General features: G+C 64.2%; 17 protein-coding genes. 7 read left to right on the forward strand and 10 right to left on the reverse strand.

The features are described 5' to 3' along the window. Positions 1-141: 141 nt before the first annotated feature. The 3 genes from AC3ANQ_RS15565 to AC3ANQ_RS15575 are packed head-to-tail and all read left to right on the forward strand — an operon-like array spanning position 142 to position 3,092. The gene (locus AC3ANQ_RS15565; RefSeq protein WP_488305342.1) at positions 142-1,254 is read left to right on the forward strand and encodes a DUF4439 domain-containing protein; all 1,113 of its coding nucleotides are present in this window, start codon (positions 142-144) and stop codon (positions 1,252-1,254) included. A 51-nt stretch (positions 1,255-1,305) separates the two neighbouring features. Beyond that, positions 1,306-2,034, forward strand: a complete 729-nt coding sequence (locus AC3ANQ_RS15570; RefSeq protein ID WP_488301869.1) for a VIT1/CCC1 transporter family protein — start codon at positions 1,306-1,308, stop codon at positions 2,032-2,034. A gap of 35 nt (positions 2,035-2,069) precedes the next feature. Next, positions 2,070-3,092, forward strand: coding sequence for an aminoglycoside phosphotransferase family protein (locus AC3ANQ_RS15575; protein ID WP_488301870.1), 1,023 nt, complete (start codon positions 2,070-2,072; stop codon positions 3,090-3,092). A 73-nt stretch (positions 3,093-3,165) separates the two neighbouring features. Here the strand turns inward: AC3ANQ_RS15575 and AC3ANQ_RS15580 are convergent, their stop codons facing one another. Then, positions 3,166-3,963: a sulfite exporter TauE/SafE family protein gene (locus AC3ANQ_RS15580; protein WP_488301871.1), complete on the reverse strand. Its 798-nt coding sequence runs from the start codon at positions 3,961-3,963 to the stop codon at positions 3,166-3,168. Then, positions 3,960-5,771, reverse strand: a complete 1,812-nt coding sequence (locus AC3ANQ_RS15585) for a proline--tRNA ligase (RefSeq protein ID WP_488301872.1) — start codon at positions 5,769-5,771, stop codon at positions 3,960-3,962. Before AC3ANQ_RS15585 ends, AC3ANQ_RS15580 begins: the two co-directional genes overlap by 4 nt. A gap of 459 nt (positions 5,772-6,230) precedes the next feature. On the opposite strand from AC3ANQ_RS15585, the gene AC3ANQ_RS15590 reads away from it, so the two are divergent. Genes AC3ANQ_RS15590 through AC3ANQ_RS15600 form a run of 3 tightly spaced genes read left to right on the forward strand, consistent with a single transcriptional unit; the run spans position 6,231 to position 8,388 of the window. Then, on the forward strand, positions 6,231-7,022 hold the full coding sequence (locus AC3ANQ_RS15590) for an ABC transporter ATP-binding protein (protein ID WP_488301873.1): 792 nt from the start codon (positions 6,231-6,233) through the stop codon (positions 7,020-7,022). An 8-nt stretch (positions 7,023-7,030) separates the two neighbouring features. Beyond that, positions 7,031-7,774 carry an ABC transporter permease gene (locus AC3ANQ_RS15595; RefSeq protein WP_488301874.1) on the forward strand — a complete coding sequence of 248 codons (744 nt, stop codon included), beginning with the start codon at positions 7,031-7,033 and terminating at the stop codon, positions 7,772-7,774. Beyond that, positions 7,771-8,388, forward strand: coding sequence for a TetR/AcrR family transcriptional regulator (locus AC3ANQ_RS15600; RefSeq protein ID WP_488301875.1), 618 nt, complete (start codon positions 7,771-7,773; stop codon positions 8,386-8,388). The genes AC3ANQ_RS15595 and AC3ANQ_RS15600 overlap by 4 nt, the downstream gene beginning before the upstream one ends. A 130-nt stretch (positions 8,389-8,518) precedes the next feature. On the opposite strand, the gene AC3ANQ_RS15605 is transcribed toward AC3ANQ_RS15600, so the two are convergent. The 5 genes from AC3ANQ_RS15605 to dxr form a co-directional block, all read right to left on the reverse strand. Next, positions 8,519-9,403, reverse strand: a complete 885-nt coding sequence (locus AC3ANQ_RS15605) for a GNAT family N-acetyltransferase (protein WP_488305343.1) — start codon at positions 9,401-9,403, stop codon at positions 8,519-8,521. Then, positions 9,366-10,532, reverse strand: coding sequence for a flavodoxin-dependent (E)-4-hydroxy-3-methylbut-2-enyl-diphosphate synthase (ispG, locus tag AC3ANQ_RS15610; protein ID WP_078026403.1), 1,167 nt, complete (start codon positions 10,530-10,532; stop codon positions 9,366-9,368). The genes AC3ANQ_RS15605 and ispG overlap by 38 nt, the downstream gene beginning before the upstream one ends. Positions 10,533-10,598: 66 nt before the next feature. Continuing rightward, complete coding sequence (locus AC3ANQ_RS15615) at positions 10,599-10,892, reverse strand: YciI family protein (protein ID WP_488301876.1); 294 nt, start codon at positions 10,890-10,892, stop codon at positions 10,599-10,601. A gap of 80 nt (positions 10,893-10,972) precedes the next feature. Next, on the reverse strand, positions 10,973-12,304 hold the full coding sequence (locus tag AC3ANQ_RS15620) for a M50 family metallopeptidase (protein ID WP_488301877.1): 1,332 nt from the start codon (positions 12,302-12,304) through the stop codon (positions 10,973-10,975). 17 nt (positions 12,305-12,321) lie between these two features. Continuing rightward, a complete protein-coding gene (gene dxr / locus AC3ANQ_RS15625) occupies positions 12,322-13,506 on the reverse strand; it encodes a 1-deoxy-D-xylulose-5-phosphate reductoisomerase (protein WP_488301878.1) in 1,185 nt (394 codons plus the stop codon). Positions 13,507-13,544: 38 nt separating this feature from the next. Here dxr and AC3ANQ_RS15630 point away from each other — a divergent pair, with 38 nt between their 5' ends. After that, positions 13,545-15,014 carry a lipase maturation factor family protein gene (locus AC3ANQ_RS15630; RefSeq protein WP_488301879.1) on the forward strand — a complete coding sequence of 490 codons (1,470 nt, stop codon included), beginning with the start codon at positions 13,545-13,547 and terminating at the stop codon, positions 15,012-15,014. A 10-nt stretch (positions 15,015-15,024) separates the two neighbouring features. Here AC3ANQ_RS15630 and AC3ANQ_RS15635 read toward each other — a convergent pair whose 3' ends face one another. Genes AC3ANQ_RS15635 through AC3ANQ_RS15645 form a run of 3 tightly spaced genes read right to left on the reverse strand, consistent with a single transcriptional unit; the run spans position 15,025 to position 17,143 of the window. Then, entirely contained in the window at positions 15,025-15,861 is an 837-nt protein-coding gene (locus tag AC3ANQ_RS15635) for an HpcH/HpaI aldolase/citrate lyase family protein (RefSeq protein WP_488301880.1), read from the reverse strand. Continuing rightward, positions 15,858-16,394 carry a MaoC family dehydratase gene (locus tag AC3ANQ_RS15640; RefSeq protein ID WP_488301881.1) on the reverse strand — a complete coding sequence of 179 codons (537 nt, stop codon included), beginning with the start codon at positions 16,392-16,394 and terminating at the stop codon, positions 15,858-15,860. Before AC3ANQ_RS15640 ends, AC3ANQ_RS15635 begins: the two co-directional genes overlap by 4 nt. Beyond that, on the reverse strand, positions 16,391-17,143 hold the full coding sequence (locus AC3ANQ_RS15645; RefSeq protein WP_488301882.1) for a CoA transferase subunit B: 753 nt from the start codon (positions 17,141-17,143) through the stop codon (positions 16,391-16,393). The genes AC3ANQ_RS15640 and AC3ANQ_RS15645 overlap by 4 nt, the downstream gene beginning before the upstream one ends.

Raw genomic sequence — 17,143 nt, forward strand, 5'->3', positions numbered from 1 at the left:
CTAGCTTAACGATATTTGCGGCGCCGTGGTGCACGCCGGTGGTGCGATCGCGCTCATAGCCCCCGAAAATGAGTGGTCACCCGGTGTGCGCCCAGGCGTACTGGCATCAGATTGCCCGCGAGCGTGACACCATTGTCTGTTGTGAACCACGAGACTGCTGAAAAACCACGAAGCCACGGCTGGACGAGAGCCCTCCTTCTGGCTTTGCTGGCAGTCCTCGTGGTGGGAGTCGGAGCCGTGCTCGTTCCCCGCGACGCCCGAAAACCGCAAGCCGTGCCGTTTTCCGAAACCGCCCGTTCCGAAGCCCTCTCCGCGACCGAGGCGCTCCTGGACAGCGCCTCCCTGCTGGAGGGCACGACGCCGGGTAGCGCCGCAGCGGGAGAGGCGTCCGGTGGCAGTGGACTGGCGGACTCTGTGACGTTGCTGACAAGTCAGGCGCGGGCCTTGCTGCCCCCTTCCGGACAGCCAGCGTCGTCGGCTTCCCGCACCCCTGGTGGGGCGTCCCCAAGTCCTGCTGCCACCCCGGACCGCCCGACTCGGACCGCCTTCGTCTCAGCACTCTCCTCGAGCGCTTCCCGTCGCTTGGCGGACGCCGCACAGGCCGACGGCGGCACCGCGCGGCTGCTTGCCGCCGTCGGGACCTCCCAACTGCTTGAGTCATCCAGACTGGCCACAATCTGGGGTCTGCCGGTACCGGCAGCCACCGCCGGGGCGGGTCCCGCCCCGGCGGTGGCCCCGAGCTGCCCAGCTTTGCCCGGAATGTCAGCTACTGCGGCACCGACACCCGGGACAGCTTCATCCCAGGCCGATCTCCCCGCTGCCGTTGCCGCCGTCGTCAGCTCCGAACAAGAAGCGATCTACGCCTACCAGGTGGCCCTGACAAAGCTGGACGCGAAGGCATCTGCGACCGCTGCCACGTGGCTGGCCCGCCATCAAGAGCTGCTCCGCGGAGCGGAGGCCCAAGGCAGGCTGCACTGCGTTGCCACCCCGCCGCGGGAAGCCGGCTACCGCCTGCCTGCCAGCTTCGCCACCAAACCCGGGGCCGCACTGGGAGGCATGGAGGCCAGCTCACTGACCGCTTATGCCGACCTCGTGGCATTGTCAGAGGGTGAGACGCGGCAATGGGCCATCGACGGACTGGTCGATGCCGCCAAGCGCAGCCAGGCTTGGGGCATGCCTGTTGGACCTTTCCCCGGACTTTCGATCGATAACTCCGCCCTGCCTCCGCTTCCATCGAGCGCGCCGGCTCCGTAGGAAAGCCTTTCTTTGCTGGCGGCTGCGGCCCCCAAGTGCTTGGCTTGTTCCATGGCTTCTACAGAAACTGCAGCGCTGCACGAAAACGAACCACACGACAACGACCTCGCCCACCGGCTCAACTGGCTCCGGGCAGGAGTCCTTGGCGCCAACGACGGAATCGTCTCCGTTGCCGCGATCGTGGTGGGCGTCGCTGGAGCAACGACCAGCACCGGCGCCATCCTCGCAGCCGGCGCAGCCGGACTCGTAGGTGGCGCAGTGTCCATGGCACTGGGCGAGTACGTGTCCGTCAGCAGCCAAAGCGACAGTCAAAAGGCACTCATTGAGAAGGAGCGCCGGGAGCTGGCCGAGCAGCCTGACGAGGAGCTTGCCGAACTCACTGCGATCTACGAAGCCAAGGGCCTGCGGCCTGAAACCGCGCGGAAAGTGGCCGTCGAGTTGACGGAGCACGACGCCTTGGCCGCTCACCTCTCCGCCGAACTGAACATCGACGAAGACGACATCGTCAGCCCATGGCATGCGGCCTTCGCCTCGGCGATTTCCTTCACTTTGGGCGCGGTGCTGCCCCTGCTCGCGATCTTGCTCCCGCCCCCGGGGCTGCGTGTGCCACTGACCTTCATTTCCGTCTTGCTCGCGCTGGCAATTACAGGAGCCCTCGGAGCCTGGATCGGTGGCAGCTCGAAGACCCGGGCCGCCGTGCGCGTCGTCATCGGCGGAGCCCTGGCCCTCGCTGCGACGTTCTTCATCGGAAGCCTCCTGGGCTCTACCGGAGTGGTCTGAACCTCTCCAGGACCGGCTTGGGTAGGCTGGCGGTGATGACTACCTTCGTTTCCATCCCTGGCGATCTCCAGGCTCGCTACTCCAGAACAGCGGAGGGGCGGGCATGGCTCTCAGGGCTGCCTGGATTGATCAACAGCAGCTTGGAGCGTTGGCGGTTGTCCGTTGACCTGGAACCCGGGGTGGAACCATGGAACGGCCACGGCGGCATCGTCATTCCGGTCATCTACAACGGCGCCCGTTCAGTGCTCAAAATAGCGTTCCCGCACGCGGAGGCACTTGTTGAACGGCATGCGCTGGCCCTCTGGGGCGGTACTGGAGCGGTAAAGCTGTACGACGCCGATGTTGCGTCCTGCGCGATGGTACTGGAGCGGCTCGACGCTGACCGCTGGCTGTACAGCGCCCCGATGGACGAAGCCCGCGACGTGTGGGGAACGCTCCTGAGGGAACTCAGCATCGAACCGGACGAGCGGCCCGAGTGGAAAGCGTTCGAGCACATCGCGGCACGGGCCGAGCGCTGGAGCGATGAGTTACCCGCGGACTGGGAGCAACTCGGCAGACCCTTCCCCCGCTGGCTCCTGGAAGCCGCGCTTGAGGTGTGCCAGACGCGGGGCGCTGTTGGACGCCGCGCAGGCAGGGACGTCCTGGTGCATTGCGATCTGCATTTCATGAACATCCTCCCGCATCCCGACGGCCACCAGTCCGTCAGGAAACGCAGATACGTGGCCATCGATCCGCAGCCGATGGTCGGGGAGGCAGAATTCGCCGTCGCCCCGATCCTGTGGAACCGTATCCGCGATCTCTCCAGAACGGCTCCGGAACTTGCGCTCCTTGAGCGCTGCGCAGATTTCAGCAGCGCGGCTGGTCTGGACGGCGAAGCAGCCCGGGAATGGAGCCTGGTCCGCGAGGTCGAAAACGCCCTGTGGTATGCCGGAAAGCCACGGCATGAAGGCGATCTGGCCCGCTCCTTGTGGGTTGCCAGCACCCTCGCGGGGCGGCCCCTGGACGGACTACCCGCCGCGCACGACCTGCCGGAACCCGGACTGGCTGGATCCGATTAGGGTTTTGCGGCTCATGAGGGCTCTGGGCCAAGCCACTCGGCTCACGCGGGCTATCGCCGCGGGGAACCAGCGGTTACTTGGCGAAGTAGTCGTTCCAGACGTCCATGCTGAGTTTGATGATCAACGCGCCAACCACGATCAGGAACACCACGCGCACAAAGCCACTACCCTGTTTCACGGCGGTCCGGGCGCCCAGGTACCCGCCGGCCATGTTGGACAGCCCCAGCACGGCACCGACGCCCCACAGCAATGATCCGTGCGGCAGGAAGAACAAGAGCGCCCCGGCGTTGGTGGCCATGTTGACGATCTTCGCCTTGGCGCTGGCCTCAAGGAAGGCATAGCCCATGGCGGAAACGAGGGCAATCACCAGGAACGAGCCAGTCCCGGGGCCGATCAGGCCGTCGTAGAATCCGATCACGGCACCGATGGCGCAGGCCACGACATAGTGCCTGTGGCCGTCGTGGCGCAGGGCGGTCAGCTCTCCCGCGTTGGGGCGCAGCGCTGTGAAGAGCGCGACGGCGATCAGCGCCACCACGATGATGGGTTTGAACACACTGGCGGGAAGGTTTGCGGCCAGGACGGCTCCGCCGAAGCTGCCGGCGAGGGCAATCACCGCCATGGGTATGGCCGTCTTGAGGTCAGGGCCAACCCGACGGTAATAGGTGGCGGCACTGGTTGTTGTGCCGAAGATAGAGCCCATCTTGTTGGTGGCCAACGCCTGGACCGGGGTGATCCCCGGAACCAGGAGCAAGGCGGGGAGCTGGATCAGTCCCCCGCCACCCACCACTGCGTCTATCCAACCGGCTGCGAATCCAGCCACCACGATCATGATGAGCGTGGTGAGCTGAACCGACTCGAAGCCGGAGATCACTTCTGGCGTACGGCGTTGACCACGTAGTCGGCAGCCTTCTCGACCGCCACGTTTTCGGCCTCACCGGTGCGACGGTCCTTGATCTCCACAACACCGTCTACCAAGCCACGGCCGACTGCCACGATGGTGGGTACGCCCACCAGCTCCGCGTCACCGAACTTCACGCCTGGGGAAACCTTGGGGCGGTCGTCGTAAATCACGTCGAGGCCGGCAGCCTCGAGTTCGGCCGAGAGCTTCTCGGCTGCTGCGAAGATTTCCTCACCGCGTCCGACGGCGACCACGTGGACGTCCGCCGGGGCTACCGAGCGCGGCCAAATCAAGCCACGGTCGTCGTTGTTGGCCTCGGCCAGCGCAGCCACGGCTCGGGTCACGCCGACACCATAGGAGCCCATGGTGACCACCACCTGCTTGCCGTTCTGGTCCAGGACTTTCAGGTCCAGGGCCTCGGCGTACTTGCGGCCGAGCTGGAAGATGTGTCCCATTTCGATGCCGCGTGCGGTCTCCAAGGGGCCGGAGCCGTCCGGGGCTTCGTCTCCGGCGCGGACTTCGGTGCACTCGATGACCCCGTCCCAGGCGAAGTCGCGGCCGGCCACGAGACCGAAGACGTGCTTGCCGTCCTGGTTCGCTCCGGTGACCCAGCTGGTGCCGGAGACGATCCGAGGATCCACCAGGAAGAGCAGCTTGGACGTGCCTTCGAGTCCCAGTACGGCTTCTCCGAGGGCCAGTCCGGGCCCAATGTAGCCCTTGACGAGTTCCGGGATCTTCTTGAGGTCTTCCTCGTTGGCCGCTTCCAGTCCGATCTCTCCGGCGATAGGCAGGAAGGAACCGATATTGGCTTCGACGCGCTTGAGGTCCACGCCGCGGTCGCCGGGAACACCGATGACCACAATCTGGCGCTCGCCCGTGGGCAGCGTTACGGCGAGGACCACGTTCTTGAGGGTGTCCGCGGCAGTCCAAGCGCCGCCATCGGAATCGCTGCGGGGAGCGAGCTGGTTGGCAGCTGTCACGAGGGTTTCGATGGTGGGCGTGTCCGGAGTGTCCAGGACGCGTGCAGCGGGAGCGTTGCTGAAGTCGATCTCTGCCGGGACCACCGTGGTCACAGCTTCGACGTTGGCGGCGTAGCCGCCAGCCGAGCGCACGAAGGTGTCCTCGCCGATCTCGGTAGGGTGCAGGAATTCTTCGCTCTTGGATCCGCCCATGGCGCCCGCCGTCGCGGCAACAGGGATCACCTCGAGTCCCAGGCGCTCGAAGATTTTCAGGTACGCGCCGCGGTGGGCGGCGTAACTGGCGTCCAGGCCGGCGTCGTCGACGTCGAAGGAGTAGGAGTCCTTCATGATGAATTCGCGGCCGCGGAGGAGGCCTGCCCGGGGGCGTGCTTCGTCGCGGTACTTGTTCTGGATCTGGTACAGGCTCAACGGCAGGTCCTTGTACGAGGAGTACAAGTCCTTGACCAGGAGGGTGAACATTTCCTCGTGCGTGGGGGCGAGCAGGTAGTCGGCACCCTTGCGGTCCTGGAGGCGGAACAGCCCCTCGCCGTATTCGGTCCAGCGGTTGGTGGCTTCGTAGGGTTCGCGTGGCAGCAGCGCCGGGAAGGCGACTTCCTGGGCGCCAATGGCGGCCATTTCCTCGCGGATGATTGCCTCGACCTTGCGCAGGACGCTCAATCCCAAAGGCAGCCACGTGTAGATGCCCGGTGCGGCCCGGCGGATGTAGCCGGCGCGGACTAGGAGCCTATGGCTGGCGACTTCGGCGTCGACGGGATCTTCACGCAGGGTGCGCAGGAATAGCTGGGAGAGGCGAAGGACCACGGGTCAGAATCCGTTTCTATGGCAAGAGCTGACAAAATCTACTGCGTACTAATCTACCGGCTCACAGCCGGGCCACTCGCCCGGCCCCTCCCCCGGGCCCCTTCCCGAAAGCAGAATCCTGCCCAACGCAGATGAGCCACGCCATGGTGGTTGGAAGCCCCTGGCCGCTGTGCGGTTGGTCATCCTGCCATGGCGTGGCTCAGCGGCTGATAGGCCGCAGGCGCTGTCTTGGAGGCTTAGTCGGACTTGCCGAATGCCTTCGAAAGATCAACGCTTACAGCCATTTGTTTGTGTTTCCTCCCTGAAACCATCCGCGCCCCAACGACACGGGTGGTCTGAACATATGTGATCGCGGACACTTTATTCAAGGGCTTGGACTTATCAATATTTGTTGACCGAGATTGGTACCGGGTCTACCTTTTATTCATCACCTGATGAATAAATACTCCGGAGGCGACGATGTCCCACAGCACATCAGGAAATACCACCCCAGACATGCCCCCGGCGGTCAAGGCGGAGGGCCTGCACGTCACCCGTGGCCACAAGAAGATCTTGCGCGGCCTGGACTTCGCTATCGAGCCAGGCCGGATCACCGGCCTGCTCGGCCCCTCCGGGAGCGGCAAGACAACCCTCATGCGCGGAATCGTCGGAGTCCAACGGCTCACTTCAGGATCCATAGAGGTGCTGGGCCGCCCGGCCGGCACACCATCGTTGAGGCACGACGTCGGGTACGTCACCCAGGCGCCGAGTGTCTACACGGACCTCAGCGTCGAAGCGAACGTCAGGTATTTCGGAGCCATGCACAGCGCCTCGGCCGCGGACACTGCGGAGGCGATTGCCGCCGTCGGGCTCGAAGCACTGGCACGGCGGAAGACTGCGGACCTGTCCGGCGGTGAATTCAGCCGGGTCTCGTTGGCATGCGCGCTCGTCTCGCACCCGCAGCTGTTGGTCCTCGACGAACCGACGGTTGGCCTGGATCCGGTACTGCGCGCCGAACTGTGGGAACGGTTTGCCGCGATGGCCGAATCCGGCACCACCCTGCTGGTGTCCAGCCACGTTATGGAGGAAGCCTCGCACTGTTCGTCCCTGCTCTTGCTTCGCGAAGGCCTGCTGCTGGCGCAACTCAGCCCGGCCGAACTCAGCGAACGTGGCCACAGCAACGACCTGGAAAAGGCCTTCCTGCACATCATCCAGGAAACGAGCGCCGATTCGAACCGCCGGAGTGCTAATGAAAGCCAGGTGACGTCATGAATCCGCGGATGATGTTTGCCACTACCAGGCGGGTTTTGGAACAACTTCGGCATGACCACCGCAGCGTCGCGCTCATCATGGTGGTTCCCGCCCTGCTGCTCACCGCCGTCTACTATCTCTTCGAGAACGAAACCTTGCCGCCCGGACTCCCCCGGACCTTTGACCGTGTGGGACTCATGATGCTGGCCATCTTCCCGTTCGTGGTGATGTTCCTGGTCACGTCGATCACGATGTTGAGGGAAAGGACCTCGGGGACGCTGGAACGGCTCCTGACGACGCCCATCCACAAGGCCGATCTCCTGTTCGGCTACGCGTTGGCGTTCTCGATCATGGCGGCCCTGCAATCGCTTGTAGCCACCGCCGTGGCCTATTGGATCTTCAATCTGGATATCAAGGGGAGTCCCGGTTATGTGGTGTTGATCGCCGTCATCAACGCCGTGCTGGGAGTCGCCCTGGGCCTGCTGTGCTCGGCCTTTGCCCGGACCGAATTCCAAGCAGTCCAGTTCATGCCAGTAGTGGTGATCCCGCAGATCCTGTTGTGCGGGCTCTTCGTCGCCCGGGACCACATGAACGGCCTTCTGGAGGGCATTTCGAACGCTCTGCCGCTGACGTTTTCGGTTGATGCGCTCCAGCAGATCGCCGGCAACGCCGAGGCGACCCAGGCCATGTGGCAGGATGCAGGGATCATGGCGGCGATTGTGGTGGGAGTTTTGGTCCTGGCCTCGTTTACCCTCCGACGGCGGACCTCATGAGCGGCGCGTTGCCTCCCCTGCGGCGGGGACGCCGCGGCGGCGGCAGCGATTCGCGCGAACTGATCCTGGCCACTGCGCGCCGGCTCTTCGCCGAGCATGGTTTCGACGGCACAAGCCTTCGGCAAGTGGCCCGCGAAGCAGAGATGGACCCGGCCATGGTCCACCATTTCTTCAAGGGGAAGGACGAACTCTTCGCCCAGAGCGTCGAGCTCCCGGCCGATCCTGCGGAGGTGCTTGCCGGCGTCGAATCACTGGATCCGGCGCAGCGTTCGGAGACGATTGTCCGTGCCGTGTTGCGGTTGTGGGAAGGCCCGGCACAGCACGGACTCGTGGCGTTCGTCAGGGGAACCATTGGCTCCAAAGCCAAGACCGCCTTGATGCGGGAGATGGTTGCCCGGACCATCCTCTCCAGGATCACTTCCGGACTTTCCGGCTCCCCCGATGAGACGAGGATGCGCGGAAACCTTGTTGCCACGCAGATGGTGGGGCTCATGCTGATGCGTTACGTAGTCCGGCTCGAACCACTGGCTTCGGCCTCTCAGGACGAGGTGGTGCGGCTCGTGGCGCCGAACGTCCAGCACTACCTCACAGGCGAGCTCACTCCGCCCAACTAGCTCGCATTTGTTGTCGTTATGAGCCCTCAAAACGACAACAAATGCGGGGGCCCACGCCGCCAGGGTTCCCTGGCCGAGCTTGCGAGGCGAGGGCGGCGGTGGGGACAGTTGGGCCGGTGTGCAGCGTTGGTCAGTACAGAACGGTAGCGAAGGTTCCGAGGCGTTGGAAACCGACCCGCTCATACGTAGCGCGCGCCCTGGTGTTGTATTCGTTGACGTAAAGGCTGGTGATTGGCGCGAACTTCTGGGCCAGGACAACCACGCCCGCCATGTAGCCGGCACTGAGTCCTTGGCCGCGGAACTCGGGGTTCATCCAGACGCCCTGGACCTGGGTTGCCTGGGCTGTGACGGCACCGAGTTCGGCTTTGAACTTCACGGTTCCACCGTCGATGTGCACCAAGGAATGGCCTTGCCGGATCAGCCCGGCCACCCGGCGGCTGTAAAAGTCTTCGCTCCCCAGAAAGGGCGAATAACCCACTTCTTCTTCGAACATGGCTGCACAAGCGGGCAGGATGCGGTCAAAGTCCGCGATGTCTCCAAAACAGAGTTCCGGGTTGGCTTGGACAGCGGGTGGGCCCGATATTGCCAAAAGCGGCTGGTCGGCACGGACCTCATGGGCGAAATGACCCAGTTGCTCCAACCGGGAGTGAAGTGCCAACACCGACTCCGCGGGCCCGAAGATGGAGGCATAGCGACGGCCCGCCCGGTGCGCAGCTGAGGCCACGCGGGCAGCCACTTCCGGGTCGAGCTGCACCGGAACCAGATTGGCACCGGCCCAGCAGGCACCCACCAAGGTGTCGCCGTCGAACACTCCGAACACGCTCGCGCCGCCGGAAGTAGGGGCGGCGCTCCCCGACGAGTCAAGGTGCGCCAAAATGAAGACGTTCGCTACTGCGTCTTCCATCGCGAGCGCGCGAAGAGACCGGGTGTCGGCGGCGCCGAGCACCCGGACGGAAATCCCATCGGCGCCAGCCTCGTTACGAGACGCTAACCACGGGGCTACCCTTGACAGCATCTTCGCCATCGGCCTCCCCCATCTCTTCAGCGATACGCATGGCCTCTTCGATCAGTGTCTCAACAATCTGGCTCTCGGGAACAGTCTTGATGACTTCACCCTTCACAAAGATCTGCCCCTTGCCGTTTCCGGAAGCAACGCCCAGATCGGCTTCGCGAGCCTCACCCGGACCGTTCACGACGCAACCCATGACGGCGACGCGAAGCGGAATCTCCATTCCTTCAAGTCCGGCAGTGACCTGCTCGGCGAGCGTGTAGACGTCCACCTGGGCGCGTCCGCACGAGGGGCAGGAGACGATTTCCAACTTGCGCGGGCGCAGGTTGAGGGACTGCAGGATCTGGTTGCCTACCTTGATTTCCTCAACGGGCGGCGCAGACAGGGACACGCGGATCGTGTCGCCAATGCCGCGGGACAGAAGTGCACCGAAGGCCGTTGCGGACTTGATGGTCCCCTGGAACGCCGGGCCGGCCTCGGTCACCCCAAGGTGCAGGGGCCAGTCGCCCTTTTCGGCAAGCATCTCGTAGGCCGCCACCATGATCACGGGGTCGTTGTGCTTGACCGAGATCTTGAAATCGTGGAAGCCGTGTTCTTCGAACAGGGAGGCTTCCCAAACTGCCGATTCCACGAGGGCTTCCGGTGTGGCCTTGCCGTACTTCTTCAGGATGCCGGGCTCCAGGGATCCTGCGTTGACGCCGATCCGGATGGAAGTCCCGTGGTCCTTGGCGGCCCTGGCGATTTCCTTCACCTGGTCGTCGAACTTGCGGATGTTGCCCGGATTGACCCGTACCGCGGCGCAACCGGCCTCGATCGCGGCGAAGACGTATTTGGGCTGGAAGTGGATGTCCGCGATGACCGGGATCTGCGACTTGCGGGCAATGATCGGCAGCGCCTCGGCGTCATCCGCCGAAGGGCAAGCGACACGCACGATGTCACAGCCGGACGCCGTCAGCTCCGCGATCTGTTGCAGCGTGGCGTTGATGTCCGTGGTGGGGGTGGTGGTCATCGATTGAACGCTGATGGGTGAATCGGAGCCGACGCCCACCGAACCCACCTTGATCTGGCGGGTCTTGCGGCGGGGCGCGAGAACGGGGGGCGGGGCTGATGGCATTCCCAGGCTGACCGAGGTCACGTGGACTCCTTGGGTTGAAGTGGGTGGATCGTGGGGTTGGGTTCCGGGCCCCGTCCGGTCAAGCGGCTAGGAAGCGTGGGCGGAGAGCACTCCGATAATGGGATTCCACTCCGACGTCCGGATGCCTGCAATCCCTTGTACGGCGGCGAAGGGGTCCGTTTTCAGCGTGGCGTTCAGCTCGGACTCGTCTGCGGCTTTGAGCAGCAAAAGCGCCCCCGCACCGTCGGCGTAAGGGCCACTCGCCAGCAAGGTCCCCTGCTCGGCAAGGCCGGCGAGCCAGGCGCGGTGGGCGGTGCGGTTCGCGTCGCGCACCTCAGCGGACTCGGCGTCGTACACGTACTCAACAGCGAAAACAGTCATATGGATAGCCTATCCCCCCAGTACAGTTCAGAGGCCAGCCCAATCCGGGGCGTCCACCGCGCGCTCCGGCACCTGCAAGATCAGCCAAAGATATTGACGGGCTTGACGATGTCGGCGTAGATCAGCAGCGCCCCCATGGCCATCAGCACGCTGGCCACGACATACGTCAGCGGCAGGAGCTTGGCGATGTCGAAAGCGCCGGGATCCGGCTTGCCGCGCAGCTTGGCGATCCGACGCCGGGCTCCCTCATAGAGCGCGCCGGCCACATGTCCGCCGTCGAGCGGCAACAGCGGAACCAGGTTGAAGACGGCGAGCGCGAAGTTCAGTCCCGCTAGCAGTCCAACGAGCGCTCCGACGCGCGATTGCAGCGGAACCTGATCCATGGCAGCGACTTCACCGGCTACCCGGCCGACTCCCACCACACTGATGGGACCGTTCGGATCGCGCGGCTCAGAGCTGAAGGCCGCCTGCGCCACGCCGACCACCCTGGCGGGCAAGTTGAGGATGACTCCGGCGATTTGCTTGATGTTCTCGCCAGCCATCGGAAGAACGGTCGACGCCGGCTGGGGCACCATGGCGTTCTGGGCACCGATGCCGAGGAACCCGACTTCCTCATACAGCGGCTTGCCGTCCGCGCCTTTGGCCTGCTGACCGTTGTCTCCAATGACAGGGCGAGCGGAAAGGACCGGGGTTACTTGGGAGGTGACGCTCTTGCCGTCACGCTCCACGGTGATTTGGACGGCCTTGCCGGCGGAAGCCCGGATCCAGCTGCTCATTTCAGCCCAGCTGGTGACAGTCTTCCCGTCGAAGCTGGTGACAACGTCGTTGGGTTGGAGCTTGGCGACCGCCGCCGGGGTCAGCTGGCAGTTCGGCGAATTGGGATCAACGGTCTCTCCCGCTTTCACCTGGCACTTGGACACATTGGCAATGGTGGTAGTGGCGGTGGATACACCGAAGCCCATGAGCAACACCGCGGTCAGCACAAGGCCAATGAGCAGGTTCATCGCCGGGCCGCCCAGCATGATGATGATCTTTTTCCAGACCGGCAGCCTGTAGAAGACCCTGTTCTCATCACCCGGGCCGACGTCCTCATGGGCCGCGGACCGGGCCTCGGTGGCAAGGGTTTGGAACATGCCGGTGCTGGACGGACGCACGCTGCCATCGTCCTGGTTGGGCGGGTACATGCCGATCATGGAGACGTAGCCGCCGAGCGAAATGGCCTTGAAACCGTATTCGGTCTCGCCTTTCCGGGTGGACCAGAGTGTAGGACCGAAACCGATCATGTACTTCGTGACGCGCACTTTGAAAAGCTTGGCGGGCACGAGATGCCCCACCTCGTGCAGCGCGATGGAGACGGCCACGCCGATCGCGACGAAGACGACTCCGAGAATGAACAGGATAACGGGATTCATGCCTTAAGTACTGCTTCCTAAAAGGTGCTGCTGGCTAAACGATCGTGGGTGCGCGTGCGTGCCCATCTCTCAGCATCCAACACCGAGTCCACCGTCAGCTCCAAGGATCCTGAATGTTCGCTGAGGACGGACTCCACCGTGTCCACAATATCCGTGAACCGGATCCTGCCGGCATGGAAGGCTTCAACGGCTTCCTCGTTGGCCGCGTTGAAGACAGCCGGGAAAGTACTGCCTTGCTTCGCGGCGTCCTTGGCCAGTTCCACCGCGGGGAATGCTACCGAGTCAAGGGGTTCGAACGTCCAACTGGTGGCCTGGGTCCAGTCGCAGGCCTTGGCGGCTCGGGGCACGCGGTCCGGCCACCCCAGTCCAAGGGCGATGGGCAGCCGCATGTCCGGCGGCGAAGCCTGGGCGATGATGGAGCCATCCACGAACTCCACCATGGAGTGCACCACTGACTGCGGGTGCACCACGACCTCGATCCTGTCCAAAGGGACACCGAACAGAAGATGCGCTTCGATGACTTCCAGGCCTTTGTTGACCAGGCTGGCTGAGTTGGTGGTGACCATCAGGCCCATATCCCACGTGGGGTGGGCAAGAGCCTCGGCCGGCGTAACGTCGCGGAGTTGCTCGCGGTTCCGGCCCCGGAACGGACCGCCGGAAGCTGTCAGGATGAGTTTTTCAACCTCGTTGTCAGCTCCCGCGCGGAGGCACTGGGCAATGGCCGAGTGTTCGGAATCCACGGGTACGATCTGGTCAACGGCTGCCGCGGCCTTCACAAGAGCACCGCCCACAATCAGGGATTCCTTGTTGGCCAAAGCGAGGGTGGCGCCGGACTTGAGCGCCGCCAGCGTGGGGGCCAAGCCGATGGAACCCGTGATGCCGTTGAGTACGACGTCCGCCTCGATCGCGGCAATCTTGGTGGACGCGTCTGGCCCTGTGATGATCGCCGGATCATAGTTCCTGAGTCCGGCGGCCGAGGCGGCAGCGCCGATGAGTTTCTGGAGTTCATGGGCGTCGCCGTAGGCGATGCCGACTGCCTGGGCCTTGGTGTGGACGGCCTGCTGCGCGATCAGTTCCAGGTTGCCGCCACCTGCGCTCAGTGCCACGACCTCGAACAGGTGGGGAGCGGCGTCGACCACCTCAATCGCCTGTGTGCCAATGGAACCAGTGGACCCGAGGAGAATGATCTTGCGCGGCTGCATTGCTTAAGTATCCCGCACCCCAGGCGTAGCGTTGGTTTGTGGACTGGGTCTCGTGGTTCGAGGCGCCGGACTATGAATTCGCCCGGCAGGTGCTCCAGCGCGGCACGGCCGCGCTCTACTTCATCGCGTTTCTGTCCAGCCTCAACCAATTCCCGGCGCTCCTCGGTGAACATGGGCTTCTTCCTGTCCCGCGGTACGTGGACGGTCACAGGATCTTGCGCCGGCCCAGCCTTTTCCGGTGGAAGTATTCGGACTCCTTGCTCCGCGCAGTCTGCGGCACCGGACTCGCCATTTCCTTGACGCTCGTGGGCGGGCTGCCGCAGCTTGGCCCACCGTGGCTTCCGCTGGCCGCGTTCCTGGCTCTGTGGCTGCTCTACATGTCGATCGTGAACGTTGGCCAGACCTTCTACGGCTTCGGCTGGGAGATGCTGCTGCTCGAAATGGGATTCACGGTTGCATTCCTCGGTTCGGACCAGACTCCCCCGCCTAAGACCATCCTCGTGCTGCTCGTGTGGCTGTTGTTCAGGCTGGAGTTCGGCGCAGGCATGATCAAGATCCATGGCGGAAGCGAGTGGCGTGATTTAACCGCCCTGTACTACCACCACGAGACGCAGCCAATGCCCGGACCGTTGAGCCGCCAAGCGCACCTCCTGCCCAAGCCCCTTCACCGCGTGGAAGTGCTCGGCAACCACTTCGCCCAACTCGTGGTGCCGTTCTTCCTGTTCGCTCCACAGCCGCTGGCCAGCATTGCCGCCGGAATCGTCGTCTTCACGCAGCTTTGGCTTGTGGGGAGCGGGAACTTCGCGTGGCTCAACTGGTCCGCGATCGTGCTTGCCTTCGCTGCAGTGAGCGATCCCGCGGCGCATGTAGTGCTGCCGTCCATTCCACAGCAGCGCAACCCGGCCGCCGCAGCGGTTCCGCAGACTCCGGTGTGGTGGCTCGCCGTCGTACTCGCGGTGACTGTGCTCCTCCTGGTGCTCAGCTATTGGCCCATCCGCAACCTGCTCTCGCGGGAGCAGCTCATGAACGCCAGCTTCAACCGCTGGCAGTTGGTCAACACCTACGGAGCGTTCGGTACGGTCACGCGGCACCGGGTGGAAATCGTGGTGGAGGGCACTCAGGCGGACGTTCCCGTCGATGCGGCCGATTGGCGCGAATACGGCTTCAAGGGCAAACCCGGCGACGTCCGCCGACTGCCCCGCCAGTGGGCACCGTACCACCTGCGCCTCGACTGGTTGATGTGGTTCCTGCCCTTGCGCACCGTCCACGAGGAGTGGTTCTACGCGTTTCTCGGGAAACTGCTCGACGCCGACCGGCCCACCTTGCGCTTGTTGCGCCAGGACCCGTTCGACGGGGCACGGCCACGTTGGGTGCGGGTGCGCAGCTTCCTCTACCGCTTCGCCACGAGGGCCGAGTTCCGCGAAACGGGCCAGCGTTGGATCCGGATGGAACTCTACGAGGTCATTGCCCCCTTGGGCCATCCGCCGTCGCGGCGGCGCGGACGCTAGGACTGGGCCTTCAGGACAGCCGTGCCCTGTGCAGCGTCGATTCAGCGTGTTTGAGGATAGGACCGTCCACCATCTTGCCCTTGTACTGGAATACCCCGGTACCGGCCGCAGACGCGGCTTCAAGCAACTCCCGGGCCGCAGCCACTGCGTCCGGCGAGGGTGCGTAGGCTTCGCGGACAACGGCAACCTGGTTAGGGTGGATGCAGGCCTTGGCTCCGAATCCGCTGGCCACGGCGTCTGCGGATTCCACGGCCAATCCGGCAAGATCGGGGATGTCGACGTAGACCGAATCGATGGCTTCCTTGCCCGCAGCCTTGGCGGCGAGCAGCACCGCGGAACGGGAATGCATGGCGACCGCCCGGTAGCCGCCGTCGTCCTTGCGGCTGGAGGTGCCGCCCATGGAGGCGATCAGGTCCTCGGCACCCCACATGAGCCCGACGACGTTGGGGGCCTGGGCGATCTCACTCGCGTTGAGGATCCCCTTGGCCGTTTCGCACAGCGCGATGACATGGTACCCCTCGAGCGCCTTCAGCTGTTCGCCGGACTCGGCCTTGGCCAGCATCACGGTGCGATACGGCGTGTGCGTGAGACAGTGCATGTCCTTCTCGAAGTCCGGGGTGCCCACCGGGTTGACGCGCACAATCGTGCGGCTGGGGTCGAGTTCGGCGGTTTCGCCACCCGAGCCAAGCTGCGCGAGGATGGCGCCCCGGGCGCGTTTCTTGTCCGCGGGGGCGACCGCGTCCTCGAGGTCCACGATCACGGCGTCGGAACGCTCGGCGGCCTTTTGGTACCGTTCCGGGCGGTCGGCGGGGCAGAAAAGTAGTGCGGGGCCCATCGTGAAGGTCATGTATTGATTGTCCCCCGTTGCGCCTCGAGATGCGCGGTCCGGGTCCACATGAGGCAAGCCCTCGTGGCCAAGGCCACAACCGTTCCGTCTTGGTTGCGGCCGGTGTGCTGCATGGTCACGACGCCCTGCCCGGGACGCGACGACGACGCCCGCTTCCCGGTCACGACAGTCTCGGTGTAGAGGGTGTCGCCGTGGTAGAGCGGGTGCGGAAAAGAGACGTCCGTGAGGCCAAGCTGGGCAATGATGGTGCCTTGGGTCAGCTGCGTGACGGACTGCCCCACCATGGTGGACAACGTGAACATCGAGTTCATGAGCCGTTGGCCGAATGGTTGGGTGGCACTCCAGGCCGCGTCCAAATGGAGGGCTTGGGTATTCATGGTCAGTGTGGTGAACAATACGTTGTCCGTTTCCGTGACGGTCCGGCCGGGCCGATGGGCGTAAACAACGTCTTCCTCGAGCTCGTCGAAGTAGAGCCCCCGCTGCTCAATAATTCGGGGTCCAGCCTTGCCCGGGGTTTCAGGGCTCGCTGTCATACAGTCAGCTCCTGGTCTTCTTCGAAAAGCTCGACGCCGGTCGCGGCCGCAACATCCTCTGCAGACACATTCGGCGCCAACTCGCGCAGGACCAGCCTCGATGCCCCACCCTCGGACACCACGTCAATCACGGCGAGATCGGTGATGATCCGGTCCACGCAGCCTTTCCCCGTCACCGGCAACGAGCATTCCTTGACGATTTTGGGCTTGCCGTTGCGGTCCACGTGCTCCATCATCACGATCACCCGCTTCGCGCCGAACACGAGATCCATGGCGCCGCCCATGCCCTTGACCATCTTTCCCGGGATCATCCAATTGGCAAGGTCCCCGTTGGCCGCAACCTCCATGGCGCCCAGCACGGCCACGTCCACATGGCCGCCACGGATCATGCCGAACGATGTTGCCGAGTCGAAGAACGCTGCGCCCGCATTGACGGTGACCGTTTCCTTGCCTGCGTTGATCAGGTCCGGGTCCACTTGATCGTCAGCGGGATAGGGGCCGACGCCCAGGATGCCGTTCTCGGAATGCAGGATCACTTCGACCCCGTCAGGGATGTAGTTGGGAATCAGGGTAGGCATGCCGATCCCCAGGTTGACGTACTGACCGTTGCTGAGCTCGCGGGCCACGCGGGCGGCCAGTTCGTTCCGCGTCCAGCCCTTGCCTTCGTGATGTTCAACGTTGGCCCTGCGGTACTCGTGCCTGACCGCCTCGGGACGCGGCGGCACATCCTGGGTGATGTTCGATTCCAT

This window comes from Arthrobacter sp. DMZ02-1R (genome assembly GCF_057747935.1).